Genomic DNA, 15,109 nt, shown 5'->3' with positions numbered 1-15,109 from the left:
GACCGTCATGACTCAAATGGCCCTCGTGATCGACCTGAACGTGTGCGTCGGATGCCACGCCTGCGTGACGAGTTGCAAGGAGTGGAACACGTCCGGCGAAGCGGGCAGTCTCGCGGATCAGCGCCCGTACGACGCCGATCCTTCCGGCACCTTCTTCAACCGCGTGCAGACCTACGAAGCGGGCGAGTTTCCGCTCGCCGACACCATCCACTTTCCGAAGTCCTGCCTGCACTGCGAAGACCCGCCGTGCGTGCCCGTCTGTCCGACCGGCGCGAGCTACAAGCGCAAGGAAGACGGCCTCGTGCTCGTCGACTTCGACAAGTGCATCGGCTGCAAGTACTGCGCGTGGGCGTGTCCGTACGGCGCGCGCGAGCTCGACGAAGCGCGCAAGGAAATGACGAAGTGCACGCTGTGCGCCGATCGCATCTACAACGAGGCGCTGCCCGAGCGCGATCGCAAGCCCGCATGCGTGCTCGCCTGTCCGACTTCGGCGCGGCTCTTCGGCGATATCCACGATCCCGAGTCGGTGGTGTCGAAAGCGATCGAGGAACGCGGCGGCTATCAGTTGATGCCCGAATGGGACACGAAGCCCGCGAATCATTATTTGCCGCGGCGTCCGGTGAATTCATGCGGCAGCGGCGGCGCGTGCGGCTGTCATTCCAGCGACGAAGCCGCGCCCGAAGCGCACGGCGACCTGAACCTCGCGGCGATGGCCGTGCGCGTCTGACTGCATCGGAGCTCACACATGAAACCCGCGTTTTCCGTCGTGTTTCTCACGACGTTGAGTGGCGCCGCGCAAGGCTTGCTGATCGCGCTCGTCGGCGTCGAACTGTTCGCGAAGCTCGGCTCGACCGGCGCGCCCTCGCAGATGTTCTTCGTCGCCGGCGCGGCGTTGTCGGTCGTGCTCGGCGGGCTCGGACTCGTCGCGTCGTTCTTTCATCTCGGGCATCCGGAGCGCGCGTGGCGCGCCATCGCGATGTGGCGCACGTCCTGGCTCTCGCGCGAATGCCTGTGCCTGCCCGCGTTTCTCGCGTGTGCCGCGCTGTACGGCGTCGCGCATTGGCTGGGCACGCCGTGGTCGCTCGTCATCGGTGTGATCGGCGTGATCGCGTCGGCGGCGCTCTTCGTCTGCACCGCGATGATCTACGCGTGCCTGCGCTTCCTGCAGGAATGGGCGACGCCGCTCACGATGGTCAACTTCGTGCTGCTCGGCTGCGCGTCCGGGTTCACGCTCGCGACGGCATGCGCCGCGTGGCTCGCGCCGTCGCTCGCGGCGGGACTTGCGGCCTGCGCATGCACGCTGACGCTCGCAGGCTGCGCGACGCGCGTCGCGTCGCTCAGGCGCAATGCCCGCCTGCGGCCGAAGTCGACCGTGCAAAGCGCGACGGGCATCAAAGGACCGAACGTCGTGCAGAAATCGCGCGGCTTCACGGCGGGCGCGTTCAATCTGCGCGAGTTCTTTCATGGACGATCGGCCGAAGCGATCGCGCGCATCAAGTGGACGTTTCTCGTCGGCGCGTTCGGCGTGCCGTTCGTCCTGATGCTGCTCGGGATCGGCGCGCAGTCCGTGACGCTGTTCTGTCTGGCTTGCGTCGCGCAGTATCTGGGACTCGTCGCCGAGCGATGGTTTTTCTTCGCCGAAGCGCGGCATCCGCAGAACATCTACTACGCGCGCGCTTCGTGATTCGCGATGTTTTTCAGGCCGCGAGCTTGAGCGCCTGATCGAAATCGGCGATGAGATCGTCGATATCCTCGATGCCCGCGGACAAGCGCAGCATGCCGTCGGAAATGTCCATCGACTTGCGCACTTCCGGGCCGGCTTCGTAGAAGATGGTCGGCGCGACCGGGATGATCAGCGTGCGCGTGTCGCCGAGTCCCGTCGCCTTGACCGGCAATTGCAGCGCGTTGACGACCTCGATCATGCGATCCGCGTTACGCAGCTCGAACGACAGCAGCCACGACGCGCCCTTGAACAGCGCCTGCGCGATCTCGTATTGCGGATGACTCTCGAGCCCCGGATAAAACACGCGCCCGACGGCCTCGTGCTGCTCCAGAAACTGCGCGAGCGCGAGCGCATTCTCGCTGCATTTCGCGACGCGCAGCGCGAGCGTTTCGGCGCCCATCGCGATCGAATGCGCCTGCTCCGACGAGAGCGACCCGCCCATGTCGCGCAGCCCCTTCTTGCGGATCTGCAGGAGCCCTTGCTCCTTCGACGGCGAGCGGCGATAGTCGTCGGCGATGTTCGGATATGCGCTCCAGTCGAAAAGACCCGTGTCCGTCACCGCGCCTCCGAGCGCCGCGCCATGTCCGGCGATGGTCTTCGTCAGCGAATTGACGACGAGACTCGCGCCGACCGCCTTCGGGCGAAAGAGCGCGGGAGAGGTGATCGTGTTATCGACGACATACGCGAGACCGCGCTCGCGGCACAGTTCGCCGATGCCCGCCAGATCGGGAATCTGCGTGCCCGGATTCGCGATGGTCTCGACGAACACCATGCGCGTGTTCGGCTGGATCGCGTTCGCGACGTTGGCTGTCGACGTGGCATCGACCATCGTCACTTCGATGCCGAACGTTCTCAACGTGCCGAAAAGGCTGTTCGTGTTGCCGAACACATAGCGGCTCGACACCACGTGATCGCCCGCGCGCAGCAAGGTGAGGAACACGGCGGTCAGCGCCGCCATGCCGGTGCCGAAGCAGATCGACCCGACGCCCCCTTCGAGGCTCGTGATCTTGCGTTCGAGCGCGGCGGTCGTCGGCGTGCCCTGGCGCGCGTAGTTGAAGCCGCCTTTTTTCGTGCCCTGAAAGACGCCGATCAGATCTTCCACGCGCTCGAATCCGTACTGGACCGATGTGTGGATCGGCTGACGCACGCCGCCATGCTCGGCGCCCACGATTCTGTCGCCGTGAACGATGCCTGTGGTGAAGCCTTGCTTGTCCATCTCCTCTCCGCTACGTCGAATCGCAAAACATCGATTTTGGCACGATCCGCGGGGATCATGGCGTCGTTGCGAAACGGGAACGCGTGTTGCTCGCCCGTTGCTTCGCACGCGCGTTTCATTGCGCAGTGAACACGCGCACACTCAACTGTCGCCGCAGACGCGGCCCGCATCGACGAGGAGCCTTTTCGATGGCTTACGAACTCCATTACTGGGACGGATTGCAAGGCCGCGGCGAATTCGTCCGGCTCGCGCTGGAAGACGCCGGCGCCGAATACATCGACGTCGCGCGCGAATCGAAAAAGCACGGTTACGGCATGGACGCGATGATGAAAGTCCTCAACAGCAAGACCGAGCCGCACATTCCCTTCGCTCCGCCGTTCCTGAAAGACGGCGAGCTGATCGTGCCGCACGTCGCGAATATTCTGCTGTATCTCGGGCCGACGCTCGGACTCGCGCCGAAGGACGAAGGCCTGCGCCACGTCGCGCATGGCTTGCAACTGACGATCGCCGATTTCGTCACCGAAGTGCACGACACGCATCATCCGCTCGCGACCGATCTCTACTACGAAGATCAGAAGGACGCGGCGAAGATCCGCACGCAGAATTTTCTCGACGAGCGCGTGCCGAAGTTCATGAAGTATTTCGAGCACGTGCTGAAGCAGAATCCGCACGGCGACACGCAGATGATCGGCGACTCGACGTCTTACGTGGATCTTTCGATCTTCCAGATCGTCGATGGCCTGCATTACGCCTTTCCGCGCGCGATGAAGAAGTTTGGCGCACAGTATCCGCGCGTCGCCGCGATCCACGACGCGGTGCTGCAGCGGCCGAACATCGCGGCTTATGTCGATTCGGAGCGGCGCATTCCGTTCAACGAATCGGGCATTTTCCGGCACTATCCCGAACTCGATCAGGACGCTTGACCCTCAACACAGATCAGGAGCCAGCATGGTAGAAACGATTCCTTCCTTCGGTCTCGGCACGTTTCGCGTCGATGCCGCGAAAACCACGAATGCGGTGAAGAGCGCGCTGCAAATCGGTTACCGTCATATCGACACGGCGCAGTTCTACAACAACGAGGCGGCCGTCGGCCAGGGCGTGCGCGACTCGGGCGTGCCGCGCGACGACATCTGGGTCACGACGAAAGTCTGGTGGGAGCGGCTCTCGCGCGATGCGCTCATCGCGAGCCTGAAGGACAGCCACGCGAAGCTCGATATCGGCACGATCGATCTCGCGCTCGTGCACTGGCCGTCGCCCGACGGCGCGGTGCCTATCGCGCAAACGCTCGCTGCGATGCAGGAAGCGCAGAAGCTCGGACTGATCCGTCATTACGGCGTGTCGAATTTCACCGCTCCATTGCTCGACGAGGCGCTGAAGGCGCCGGGCGGCAAGGAGATCGTCACGAACCAGTTCGAAGTGAGCCCGTTTCTCGCGAACCGCAAGCTCGTCGACGCGACGCAGCAGCTCGGCGTGAAGGTGACCGCCTACATGCCGCTCGGCGAAGGCCGCGCGCATACCGACGCGACGCTCGAGGCGATCGCGGAAAAGCACGATGCGACGCCCGCGCAGGTGACGTTCGCGTGGCTGCTGTCGCGCGATATCGTGGTGCTGTCGGCATCGACGAATCCGGACCATCAGCAAGCGAACTGGGACGCGCAAAAGCTCAAGCTCGACGCCGACGACATCGCGAAAATCGACGCGCTCGACGAAGGCAGGCGCCACGCGAACCCGCCGTTCGCGCCCAAGTGGTGACGCGCGGCGTAGCCGACACGGCCCGGACCTGAGCGCCGGGCTTTTTTTCGTGCGCCGCACGCGTGCCCGCAGCGCCGCCCCGCAATGCTATCCTTGCGACTCCTTATTCCGTTTGCTTCTAAGCTTTCCACGAATCAAGCAAAAGTGCTCTCATTCCTGCTCAAGCTGCGGACACGCGCCCAACATCTCTTCCGTCTCTCGGACTCGCATACGATGCTCGTCTGGGCGGTCGTCGTCGGCGTGGCGGGCGCCTTCGCGACGTCCGTCTTTCGCGAAGGCATTCAGGTTCTGCAACGTCTTCTCGGCAATCCGTCGGAAGGGCTCGTCGCGCTCGCGCATACGCTGCCCTGGCCCGTGCGCGTCCTTCTGCCGGCCGTGGGCGGCCTTATCGCGGGCGTCTGTCTGCTGATCGCGCGCAGGCACGCCAGCAAGAACGTGAGCACGGACTACATGGAAGCCGTCACCATCGGCGACGGCGTCGTGCCTGTCTGGCAAAGCCTCTGGCGCAGCCTGTCCTCGCTCATCACCATTTCGAGCGGCGGCTCCATCGGTCGCGAAGGCTCGATGGTGCAGCTCGCCGCGCTCGTGTCGTCGCTCGTCGGGCGCTGGGTTCACTTCGATCCGCCGCGTTTGCGTCTGCTCGTCGCGTGCGGCGCGGCGGCCGGGATCACGTCGGCGTACAACGCGCCCATCGCCGGCGCGTTTTTCGTCACCGAACTCGTGCTCGGCTCGATGGCGATGGAAAGCTTCGGGCCGATCGTCGTGTCGTCGGTCGTCGCCAATATCACGATGCGCGAGTTCGCCGGTTATCGTCCGCCGTACGAGATGCCGGTGTTTCCGACCGTCACGGGCGTCGAAGTGCTGCTCTTCGTCGTGCTCGGGCTCTTGTCGGGCGTGCTCGCGCCGCATTTCCTGCGGCTGCTCGCGGCATCGAAAAAGCGCTTTTCGACGCTGCCCTTGCCGTTGCCGGTGCGCCTCGCGCTCGGCGGCCTGATCGTCGGCGTGATTTCGATCTGGTGGCCCGAGGTCTGGGGCAACGGCTACGAAGTCGTGAACTCGCTGCTGCACGAGCCGTGGACGTGGACCGCGCTGCTCACCGTGCTCGTTTTCAAGATCATCGCGACGGCGGCCACGGCCGGCTCGGGCGCGGTCGGCGGTATCTTCACGCCGACGCTCTTCGTCGGCGCGGTGTTCGGGTGTCTGTACGGCATCGGCGTGCATTCGATCTGGCCGGACTCGACTTCCGCGCCGTTCGCCTACGCGATGGTCGGCATGGGCGCGTTTCTCGCCGCCGCCACGCACGCGCCGCTCATGGCGATCCTGATGATCTTCGAGATGACGCTCTCGTATCAGGTCATGCTGCCGCTCATGCTCGCGTGCGTAATCGCCTACTTCATCGCGCGCACGTCCGAGCAGACGTCGATGTACGAAGTCACGCTGCGCCGCAATCGTGACGAGAAGGAGCGCCTGCGCCTCGCCGCGACGCAGATGCGCGAACTCGTCAAGCCGGCGGACACCGTCGTGCCGCTCACCGCGAACATCAAGGACATGACGCGCGTGTTCCTCGAATATCCGGTGAAGTATCTGTACGTGGTCGATGAAGCCGAGTGCTTTCGCGGCGTGGTTGCGCTGAAGGACATCACGTCTGATCTTCTCGACGAGCACGACACCAAAACCAAGACGGCCGCCGACTATCTTCAGCCGCAATTCGACGTGCTCACGCCCGACATGTCGCTCGGCGAAGCGTTGCAGCACTTCCTCGCGTTTCAGGGCGAGCGGCTTCCGGTGATCGAGAAAAAGACGCAGCCGCTCCTGCTCGGCGTCGTGTACAAAACCTCCCTTCTGGACGCATACTTCCGTTTGAATCCGACGTCGCGCTGAAACTGCGCAGCCGTGCAATTTCGCGGCGTGCAACGGCGCGTACGCGCGTCACGCGCGCAAGTCGGACCAACTTCACATTTCACTCGAAATACGTCCGCGCGACGCCCACTCGTCGCGCCCGTGCGCGCATCGTCCGAACGGACCGCGTGCACGGCGAGCAGCGCAAAAGCCCGTCGGCATAGGCTTTGCTTGGTGCCTTTCGCTGCTTACGTGAGGAGGGGTTGCCCGATGAAGACCTCAACGTTGTTGTCGATGGCGCTGGTTTCGGTCTCGTGCTATGCCGCGCCGCTGCACACGAGTTCGACCGATGTATCCACCGCCACGATCGCCGCGACGCGCGCCGCGCTGCGCATCAACGCCGCGCCCGTTGCGCCGCCCGCGCCCGACGTCTCGGCGCAGGATCTCGATCATGCGCGCTGGCGTCATGTGCCGCTGCCGAAGTCGCGAGCGCCGAGCCACGGCATGGCGAGCCAGCCCATTCAGGTGCAGACCTGACGCCCTTCCCTTCACGACTCGACCCTGGACCTCGGAATGACCGACACGCCCGCAAAACACGCATTGAACGACGAGCCGATCGACGACGAAATCGCTCAGGTGCTGCGCCTCGTGAAGTACCCCGCCAACAAGGACGCGATCGTCGATGCGGCGCGCGAAGCGGGCGTCTCCAACGACGTCATCACCGTGTTCGACGGCTTGCCCGAACAGGACTACACGGACGCGAATTCCGTGGAGCAGCTTCTCGGCAGCAACGGCGGACCGGGCATTTCAATCTGATCGGCGTCGAGGCGCGCAGAATTTGTGCGCCGTCGCTCGCGCGGCTCGGGTCAGGTCGTACAAAACGTTGTGCATCAAACACTTAACACCGATACGCGCGTCTTTTCAACACCGCTATCCACAGAAATTGTGGATAACTCGGCCGTCTTGCTGATGTGCTTCACGAGTACGAAAAAGTGGCGCGATCCGCGTCGCGCGGGGATTTCAGCGCGAAATCAAGAATCTAGATGAGTCGCCAAGCGGTTTTCCACAGCCCTTTCCCCGTGCGCTGGGGATAAGTTATGCAAAGCCCGACGCGCTTTGATGCACCATGAAGCGCGCCTGACTTTTGCTTGGGCATCAAGCATTTAGAAGACTTTTAGGCGTCTTTTCAACAGAGTGCTCAACAGTTCATGGGGACAACCCGCGACGACATGCCTGCCGCGTAATCCCCGGAATTTATGCCCTTCCCGCTTTGTAATACAAAGTAACCCGATGGCATAATCCCGGCACTCGGGATCTGAACAAACCTTCATGCGCGGTCGCTTCCATCAACGGACGGGTTCACTGCTGGCATTGCTTGCCATGCTGCTGATCACGTTCGCGCCGATGGTCTCGCAACTGCTCGCGTCCAATGCGCGCGCCGGTGACTTCAGCGCCGAACTCTGCTCGGCGCATGCATCCGCAATCGAGCTGAATAGCGGCCATCACGCTCCGGACGCGCTCGCGCATCTGGACGATCAGGCCTGCGGCTACTGTCATTTCTTCGCGCATGCGCCGGCGATTTCGAGCGTACGCGCCTCCGCGACGCTCGACGTTCCCGCGCGCCGCACCGTCGCCGTCGCGCCGGTTCGTGCCGAACGTCCGGCTCCCGCCTTCACCACCGCGCAACCACGCGCGCCACCGGTTCTCATCTGACTTCGTCCAGACGGTTCGATGCCATCGCGGCATCGGACGGCGTCGCGCGTCCGTAACGTCGCGCCGCGCTCCTTCACCACGAATTCAAGAAGAACCATGCTCACTCTCTCAACGAGCGGCGGCTCCGTGCCGTCCGCCTATCCGCACGCGCGCGCGCGCATCGAACGCGCGTCCCGAACGCTCGACATCGCGGGAACGCAATCATGAAGCGACTCGCCCGGCAAAGCGCCCTCGTCACCGGCATCACGGCGCTGTTCGCCACACGCGCCTTCGCGCAAGCCGCACAAGCGCCGTATAACGGCGAGCCGACAACACTTCCCGCGGTGATCGTGCAAGGTCAGGCGCAACGTTCGCTGACATCGCAAAACGTCGCCGACGAGAAGCGCACGCTCGATCAGACGGTCGGTTCCATCGGCTTCGTGGATAGCGCCGACTACCAGAACACCTACGCCTTCACGCTGCGCGACGTGCTGAAGAACGTGCCCGGCGTGTTCGTGCAGAACCGCTACGGGCAGGAGTTGCGCGTGTCGATTCGCGGCTCCGGCATCGCGCGCGGCTACCATACGCGCGGCCTGGAGATTCTCCAGGACGGCATTCCGACCAATCTCGCCGACGGCAGCGGCGACTACTACCAGATCGATCCGCTCGCGCTGCAGTCCGTCGATGTCTACAAAGGCGGCAACGGCCTCGCGTATGGATCGTCGATGATGGGCGGCGCGATCGATTTCGTCACGCCCAGCGCCTACACCGCCGATGCACCGAACATCCTGCGCCTCGAAGGCGGCAGTTTCGGCACGGTCAGAGGCAGCGCGCAGTTCTCGCGCGTGATGGGGCCGCTGGACTTCATCGGCACGTTTTCGGTGAATCATGCGGACGGTTATCGCGATCACGAGCGCGGCCAGTACGAGCAGTTCAACGCGAATATCGGCTATCGCTTCTTGCCGGACGTCGAAACGCGCTTCTATCTCGGCGCCTATGTCGTCGATCAGCAGCTTCCCGGCACGCTGTCGCTGAGCGACGCCCTGAACAATCCGACGAAGGCATCCGCGAGCGCGCTCGCCGGCGATCAGGCGCGCGATACGCGGACCGAGCGCATCGCCAACAAGACGACAGTCAGGCTCGATGTCGGCCAGCTCGACTTCGTCACATGGGCGATCCACAAGAGTCTTTATCACCCGATCTTTCAGGTCATCGATCAGGACGGCTGGACCTACGGCTTCGCGCCGCGCTACACCGCGACGTTCAACGTCGGTGGAATGCGCAACGACCTGATCGCCGGCGCGCGCGTCTTCGGCGGCACCACGCAGGCGCGGCAGTACGTCAACGTGTCGGGCAACGAAGGCGCGCAGACGCTCGACTCGACGCAACGCGCGTACAACTACGAGGCGTACGTCGAAGACCGCCTGTTCTTCCTGCCGACGGTCGCGCTGATGGCCGGCTTCAAGGCGCTGCGCGACGTGCGCAAGTACGTCGATCACGGCGGGCTCGCGGCCGACCCGAACTACAAGTCGGCGAGCGAGACGTTCAGCGGCGTGAATCCGAAGCTCGGCCTGATGTGGCAACCGAATCGCGAGATTCAGGCGTATATCGACATCACGCGCAGCCAGGACGTGCCCGACTTCACCGATCTCACGCAAACCTTCGCGAACACGACGCGCTTCACGCCGCTCACGTCGCAACACGCGTGGACGCTCGAACTCGGCACGCGCGGCACGCGCGATCGGGTGAGCTGGGACTTGACCGCTTATCGCTCGCTCGTGCGCGACCAGTTGCTGCAATACACGACGAATCCGGACATCCCGGCATCGACGTTCAACGCGAACAAGACGGTGTTGCAGGGCATCGAGGCGGGCGTGTCGGTCGATGTGTGGCGCGACGTCACGCGGGCGGGCGCGGGCGACAAGATCACGCTGTCGGGCTTGTGGAATCTGAGCGATTTCCGCTTCAAGGACGATCCGCAGTACGGCAACAACCGCATCGCGGGCGTGCCGGTGAATGTGCTGCGCGCGGTGCTCGGCTACGCGCGGCCGAACGGGTTTCACCTGTCGGCATCGGTCGACTGGGTGCCGGCGGGCGCCTGGGCCGACGACGCCAACACGCTGCGCGTGCCGGGCTACACGCTGCTCGGCGTGCAGGCGGGAATGGATTTTCGCAACGGACTGTCGGTCTTTCTCGATGCGCGCAATCTGACCAACAAGCGCTACGTGAGCGACATCAGCACCATCGCGAATGCGCAAACGGCGTCGTCCACCGCGATCTTCTATCCGGGCGAAGGCCGCAGCATCTTCGCGGGCGTGCGCTACGCGTTCTAGCCACGCGGCGATTCATCAGCTTCCGCGATACTGCGCCGCGCTCGCCGGCGCGGGCGCGGCGGGCTTCTTCGCGCCCTTGTCCTTCGCCGCGCCGCTCGCCGCCGCATCGGACGACATATACGCCGGCGCCGCCTTCGCCTGCTGCTTCTGCCCGGCGGGCGGCGCGGTCGGCGGACGGCCGATGTCGGCGAGCATCTGCTGGCAAGGCAGCGGCTTGCTGTTGCTCGGCGCGATGAGCGGAATCAGCGCCGCGAACGGATTGATCAGCCCGAGCCCCACGGCGGCGGCGCCGCGCAGCGCCAGAACCGGGCTCACCCCGACATGCGGATCCTTGAACGTGCCCTTCACGTACAGCGGCGAGCGCAGCGAGAAGATGCGCAGGCCCTTCGTGTGCGGATGGATACCGAGATCCATGTCCTCGCTCTTGAGATTGATCGTGCCATCGACGTTGATGACCGCGTCGTCGGTATCGAGCGCGAAGACGCGCGAATCGAGCACGCCGTCGGTCACGACGAAATCCGCCGCCGCGCAGTTGATGTTCACGTCGCGCTTGCCGAAGAGCTTTTCGTACACGACGTTCGCCACGTTCAGCCCCGCCGCCTCCATATAGAGACGGCTGACGGTGCCCTGCGTGATGAGCGCCTTCACCTCGCCGTTCGATGTCGCCGCGAGCGCCGCCGGCGAGTTACCGGTGGCGGAGAGCGCGGCGTCGCCGTTGATTTCACCGAGCGCGGATTGCATCGTCTTCACGGTCGGGAAAAGCTGCTTCAGCTTCAGATGCCGCGCCTGCGCCGATACGCGGCCCTTCAGCGGCGCGGCGCTGCCGTCGAGATGAATGTTGGAGGCGAGCGAGCCGCCCGCCACGCCGAACTTGAGCGGCTCGAACGAGAGCACGCCGTTCGTCATGATGACGTGCGTGTAGAGGTTCGTGATCGGCAGATCGGGATCCTTGATGATGCGCTCGCCGGTGAACTTCACATCGGCGTCGATGGCCTTCCAGCGATCGGTCTTGAACTCCTCGGTCGGCAGCGCCTTCGACGACGGCTGCTTTTCCGTGTCGCCGCGCTTGGCCTTGCTCGCGTTGGAATCGGCGCCGATGATCGGCGCGAGATCCTTGAACTGCAACAGATGCGACACCAGTTCGCCCTGCAGCAGCGGACGCGGCTTCTTGCCCGCATAGACGAGCGAGCCGTTGATGTCGCTGCCGCCCACGCGCCCGGTGAAATTCTCGTAGTGGAACACGTTGCCGTCTTCGCGGAACTGGCCCGTGAGCCGCCCTTCGGTGGCGAACGGCGGCGTTTCGGGCAATGTCACGCCGGTGAACGGATAGAGATGCGCCATGCTGACGGCCTGAATCCACAGCCGCAGATCGAGCGCCGCGAGATGCGCGGGATCGGTCACGGTGCCGACGAACGCGATATGCGTATCGCCCAGACGCACGTCGGCCTGCACGGGGAACGGGCGCGTCGCGTCCTGCACGGCGAGCACGCCGCCCAGTTTGCCGTCGCCGGACACCTTGCCGCCGTTGTACGTGCCCTTCACGGTCCAGCCGAACGCGTACGGCGGAATCGGCGGCTTCGGCCCTTCCTTGGTCGTGATGCTGGTATTGGCCGACGTGCTCGCCGGATTCGGCGTCGATGCGTTCGCCGCGGCCGCAGCCGATGCAGCGGACGCGGCCGACGCTTCGGACGCCGCGGCAACGTCGGCCTGCTTGTTGAGCTTCGCCGCGCCGCTCTTGCCGACCATTTCCGCCGACGACTTCGCGGACGCCGCTTCCTGCTGCTTCATCGCTTCGCCGATCGGCACGGGCTGCCCGAGCGTATCGATGACCACGTGCATCTCGGCTTTCGTGACTTCATCGCGCACGTCGACGGTGCCCTTCGCGAGCGAGATATCGCCGAGCTTCAGGTTCCAGGTGGACGGTTCGTTCGACTGCTTGAACTTGAACGTCCAGTTGTTGCGATTGTCCTTGAGCCGCTCGATATCGATGGACGGATTCACGAGATTGATCGTCGGCACCACGATGTCGTGCGCGAGCAGCGGCAGCACGGCCACCTGAAAGTCGATCTCGTCGAGCGTCGCGAAGAATTTCTGGCGCGTCCAGTCCGGATTCGCGATGGTGATTTTTTCGGCGGAAAAGCGCGGCCAAGGCACCCAGCGTTTCCAGCCCGTTTCGTTCGGCGGACGATGCCAGCCGACTTTCAGATCGCCCGTGATCTCGAAGCGGCGGCCGATTGCCTCGGACACTTTGTCATCGACCCAGGGCCGCAGGCGGTTCCAGTCGAAAGTCAGGAATATGACCACCAGAATTGCGATCAGAACCGCGAGAGCGGCAAAAAACCATGCGACGATCCTTCCGATTTTTTTTCCGGTCGTTCGGGCCTGCGGCATGACGGCTCCATCCGTTTTTTCTGATTATGAGTGCGGCAGCACATAGTGTGCCCGCGCAACGCGTACGTCGGCCCGGTTATGTAGCCGCTGAACGCAGAATGTCCGTAAGATGTGCGCTCGAAGAACGAGACCACCTCTAACAACGATGCCCGACGCGACATCGCCTGCTCTTTCGCCTTCGCCGTCGCTCGAACTCGTCGCCGCGCACGGCGTCGTGCGTCGCGACGCCGTGCGCGGCGCGGTGCTGCTGCATCCCACGGACTTCGCGCTCCACGCGGGTCAGCGCGCGGCGATCACCGGACCGTCGGGCTCGGGCAAGAGCGTCTTTCTGCGCACGCTCGCGCTGCTCGATGCATGCGATGCCGGTCATGTCGCGTGGCGCGGCGAGCGCATCGCGCGGGCGCGCATTCCGGCCTACCGGCGGCGCGTCGCGTATATCGCGCAGCGGCCCGCGATGCTCGATGGCACCGTCGAGGACAATCTTCGCTATCCGTTCACGCTGAAGACCTATCGCGACGCGCATTTCGATCGCGATATCGCGATGCAACTGGCGCTCGCGGCCGGCCGCGCCGACGACTTCCTCGACAAGCTCGCGAGCGATCTGTCGGGCGGCGAAGCGCAGATCGCGGCGCTCGTGCGCGTGCTGCAACTCGCGCCGGACGTGCTGCTGCTCGACGAACCGACCGCGTCGCTCGATCCGGCTTCCGCCCGTTCGATCGAAGCGCTCGTCTGTGCCTGGTTCGAAGCGGACGCGGAGCGCGCGTGCATCTGGGTGTCGCACGATCTGGAACAGGCGCGGCGCGTCGCCACGCGTCATCTCACGATGAACGCGGGCACGCTCGGAGGCGGCGCGAAGTGAACGGCTATCAGACCCTCAGTCTCTTCGATATCGGTCTCGCGGCGGCGCTGATCGTCGTGAATGGCGCGTTGTCGGTTGCGCTCGATCTCGGGCTCGAGCGCAAGCTGCTCGTCGCAGCGATCCGGACTGTCGTGCAACTGCTGCTGATCGGCTACGTGCTCGGCTGGGTGTTCGCGTTCAGCCGCTGGTATGTGGTGCTGCCGCTAATGGCTTTGATGACGATCATCGCGGGCTTCGCCGCCTCCGGACGCGGACGGCGGACCTACGCGGGACAGCGCGCGGACAGCATTCTGTCGATCTGGGGCAGTTCGTGGGTGATCGGCGCGTTCGGGCTCTTCGTCGTGATCCGGATTCATCCGTGGTACGAGCCGCAATACGCGATTCCGATTCTCGGCATGATCCTCGGCAACTGCCTGACGGGCGTGTCGCTCGGCATCGAGCGCATGACGGAGGAACTGACCGCCGGACGCGCGGCGGTCGAGATGTCGCTCGCGCTCGGCGCCTCGCGCTGGGAAGCGGCGCAAGGGCCCGCGCGCCAGGCCGTGCGCGCGGGCATGATTCCGACGCTGAACCAGATGGCCGTGGTCGGTCTCGTCAGCCTGCCGGGCATGATGACGGGCCAGGTGCTGGCCGGGCAGTCGCCGTTGCAGGCGGTGCGCTATCAGATCGTCATCATGTTTCTGATCGCGGCGGCGTCGGGGCTCGGCGTGGTCGGCGCGGTCGTGCTGACGTACCGGCGGCTGTTTTCGCCCGACCACCGGTTCATCGCGTCGAAGCTCGTCGAACGAAAGCCCCGCAAGCGCGCCGCGTAGCTTACTGGCCGTTGTAGGCCCGATCGAGCGCCGCGATATCGAGCTTGATCATCTCGCGCATCGCTTTCATGGTGCGATCGGCCTTCACCGGATCCGGGTCCTGCAGCATCCCGAGCAGACGCGTCGGCGCGATTTGCCACGTCACGCCGAAGCGGTCCGTGAGCCAGCCGCAGGCCATCGACTGGCCGCCTTCCAGCAGCGTGTCCCAGTAATGGTCGATTTCTTCCTGCGTCTCGCATTTGATGAACATGGAAAGCGCCGGCGAGAACTTGAATTCGGGATTGCCGTTCAGCGCCAGAAACGCCTCGCCTTCGAGCTCGAACATCACGGCGATGACACTGCCGACCGGACTCGGGCCCGATTCGGTGCTGCGCATGATGTCCTTGATGCGCGCGTTCCTGAATGTCTCGACATAAAAGTTCGCGGCCGCTTCGGCGTTGCCGCCTTCGAACCACAGACAGGGTGAAATCTTGTGCATGTGCGGATCTCCGT

General features: G+C 64.4%; 14 protein-coding genes. 11 read left to right on the top strand and 3 right to left on the bottom strand.

Annotation, left to right across the window (positions count from 1 at the left end):
* Positions 1-7 precede the first annotated feature (7 nt).
* Together NOV72_RS27910 and NOV72_RS27905 are read left to right on the top strand one after the other, a co-directional pair.
* Positions 8-727 (top strand): 4Fe-4S dicluster domain-containing protein, encoded by a 720-nt coding sequence (locus NOV72_RS27910; protein ID WP_106857768.1) that lies wholly within the window; start codon positions 8-10, stop codon positions 725-727.
* 18 nt (positions 728-745) lie between these two features.
* A complete protein-coding gene (locus tag NOV72_RS27905; RefSeq protein ID WP_106857767.1) occupies positions 746-1,684 on the top strand; it encodes a dimethyl sulfoxide reductase anchor subunit family protein in 939 nt (312 codons plus the stop codon).
* Between the two features lie 13 nt (positions 1,685-1,697).
* Here NOV72_RS27905 and NOV72_RS27900 read toward each other — a convergent pair whose 3' ends face one another.
* The gene (locus NOV72_RS27900) at positions 1,698-2,939 is read right to left on the bottom strand and encodes a cystathionine gamma-synthase family protein (RefSeq protein WP_106857766.1); all 1,242 of its coding nucleotides are present in this window, start codon (positions 2,937-2,939) and stop codon (positions 1,698-1,700) included.
* A gap of 188 nt (positions 2,940-3,127) precedes the next feature.
* Between NOV72_RS27900 and NOV72_RS27895 the strand changes: the two genes are divergently transcribed.
* The 7 genes from NOV72_RS27895 (at position 3,128) to NOV72_RS27865 (ending at position 10,555) form a co-directional block, all read left to right on the top strand.
* Entirely contained in the window at positions 3,128-3,862 is a 735-nt protein-coding gene (locus NOV72_RS27895; RefSeq protein WP_106857765.1) for a glutathione S-transferase, read from the top strand.
* Positions 3,863-3,887: 25 nt separating this feature from the next.
* Positions 3,888-4,691 (top strand): aldo/keto reductase, encoded by an 804-nt coding sequence (locus tag NOV72_RS27890; protein WP_106857764.1) that lies wholly within the window; start codon positions 3,888-3,890, stop codon positions 4,689-4,691.
* A 144-nt stretch (positions 4,692-4,835) separates the two neighbouring features.
* Positions 4,836-6,572 carry a ClcB-like voltage-gated chloride channel protein gene (locus tag NOV72_RS27885; RefSeq protein WP_106857763.1) on the top strand — a complete coding sequence of 579 codons (1,737 nt, stop codon included), beginning with the start codon at positions 4,836-4,838 and terminating at the stop codon, positions 6,570-6,572.
* Between the two features lie 228 nt (positions 6,573-6,800).
* Positions 6,801-7,067, top strand: a complete 267-nt coding sequence (locus tag NOV72_RS27880) for a hypothetical protein (RefSeq protein WP_106857762.1) — start codon at positions 6,801-6,803, stop codon at positions 7,065-7,067.
* Between the two features lie 36 nt (positions 7,068-7,103).
* Positions 7,104-7,346, top strand: coding sequence for a DUF2795 domain-containing protein (locus tag NOV72_RS27875; protein ID WP_106857761.1), 243 nt, complete (start codon positions 7,104-7,106; stop codon positions 7,344-7,346).
* 513 nt (positions 7,347-7,859) lie between these two features.
* The gene (locus NOV72_RS27870; RefSeq protein ID WP_106857760.1) at positions 7,860-8,243 is read left to right on the top strand and encodes a DUF2946 family protein; all 384 of its coding nucleotides are present in this window, start codon (positions 7,860-7,862) and stop codon (positions 8,241-8,243) included.
* Between the two features lie 203 nt (positions 8,244-8,446).
* The gene (locus tag NOV72_RS27865; RefSeq protein ID WP_106857759.1) at positions 8,447-10,555 is read left to right on the top strand and encodes a TonB-dependent receptor family protein; all 2,109 of its coding nucleotides are present in this window, start codon (positions 8,447-8,449) and stop codon (positions 10,553-10,555) included.
* 15 nt (positions 10,556-10,570) lie between these two features.
* Here NOV72_RS27865 and NOV72_RS27860 read toward each other — a convergent pair whose 3' ends face one another.
* A complete protein-coding gene (locus tag NOV72_RS27860) occupies positions 10,571-12,946 on the bottom strand; it encodes an AsmA family protein (protein ID WP_106857758.1) in 2,376 nt (791 codons plus the stop codon).
* Between the two features lie 145 nt (positions 12,947-13,091).
* Between NOV72_RS27860 and NOV72_RS27855 the strand changes: the two genes are divergently transcribed.
* Both NOV72_RS27855 and NOV72_RS27850 read left to right on the top strand, forming a co-directional pair.
* Positions 13,092-13,805 (top strand): ABC transporter ATP-binding protein, encoded by a 714-nt coding sequence (locus NOV72_RS27855; RefSeq protein ID WP_106857757.1) that lies wholly within the window; start codon positions 13,092-13,094, stop codon positions 13,803-13,805.
* On the top strand, positions 13,802-14,617 hold the full coding sequence (locus tag NOV72_RS27850; RefSeq protein WP_106857756.1) for an ABC transporter permease: 816 nt from the start codon (positions 13,802-13,804) through the stop codon (positions 14,615-14,617). Before NOV72_RS27855 ends, NOV72_RS27850 begins: the two co-directional genes overlap by 4 nt.
* A 1-nt stretch (position 14,618) precedes the next feature.
* Here the strand turns inward: NOV72_RS27850 and NOV72_RS27845 are convergent, their stop codons facing one another.
* Positions 14,619-15,095: a VOC family protein gene (locus NOV72_RS27845; RefSeq protein WP_106857755.1), complete on the bottom strand. Its 477-nt coding sequence runs from the start codon at positions 15,093-15,095 to the stop codon at positions 14,619-14,621.
* Between the last annotated feature and the right edge of the window lie 14 nt (positions 15,096-15,109).

The organism is Caballeronia novacaledonica (assembly GCF_900258035.1).
Lineage (GTDB): Bacteria > Pseudomonadota > Gammaproteobacteria > Burkholderiales > Burkholderiaceae > Caballeronia > Caballeronia novacaledonica.
This window is presented reverse-complemented; position numbering and strand designations above follow the sequence as displayed.

Excerpts from the sequence above, each read along its gene's own strand:
- NOV72_RS27910 (WP_106857768.1), top strand. The coding sequence starts at position 8 with ATGACTCAAATGGCCCTCGTGATCGACCTGAACGTGTGCGTCGGATGC.
- NOV72_RS27905 (WP_106857767.1), top strand. The coding sequence starts at position 746 with ATGAAACCCGCGTTTTCCGTCGTGTTTCTCACGACGTTGAGTGGCGCC.
- NOV72_RS27900 (WP_106857766.1), bottom strand. The coding sequence starts at position 2,939 with ATGGACAAGCAAGGCTTCACCACAGGCATCGTTCACGGCGACAGAATC.
- NOV72_RS27895 (WP_106857765.1), top strand. The coding sequence starts at position 3,128 with ATGGCTTACGAACTCCATTACTGGGACGGATTGCAAGGCCGCGGCGAA.
- NOV72_RS27890 (WP_106857764.1), top strand. The coding sequence starts at position 3,888 with ATGGTAGAAACGATTCCTTCCTTCGGTCTCGGCACGTTTCGCGTCGAT.
- NOV72_RS27880 (WP_106857762.1), top strand. The coding sequence starts at position 6,801 with ATGAAGACCTCAACGTTGTTGTCGATGGCGCTGGTTTCGGTCTCGTGC.
- NOV72_RS27875 (WP_106857761.1), top strand. The coding sequence starts at position 7,104 with ATGACCGACACGCCCGCAAAACACGCATTGAACGACGAGCCGATCGAC.
- NOV72_RS27870 (WP_106857760.1), top strand. The coding sequence starts at position 7,860 with ATGCGCGGTCGCTTCCATCAACGGACGGGTTCACTGCTGGCATTGCTT.
- NOV72_RS27865 (WP_106857759.1), top strand. The coding sequence starts at position 8,447 with ATGAAGCGACTCGCCCGGCAAAGCGCCCTCGTCACCGGCATCACGGCG.
- NOV72_RS27860 (WP_106857758.1), bottom strand. The coding sequence starts at position 12,946 with ATGCCGCAGGCCCGAACGACCGGAAAAAAAATCGGAAGGATCGTCGCA.
- NOV72_RS27855 (WP_106857757.1), top strand. The coding sequence starts at position 13,092 with ATGCCCGACGCGACATCGCCTGCTCTTTCGCCTTCGCCGTCGCTCGAA.
- NOV72_RS27845 (WP_106857755.1), bottom strand. The coding sequence starts at position 15,095 with ATGCACAAGATTTCACCCTGTCTGTGGTTCGAAGGCGGCAACGCCGAA.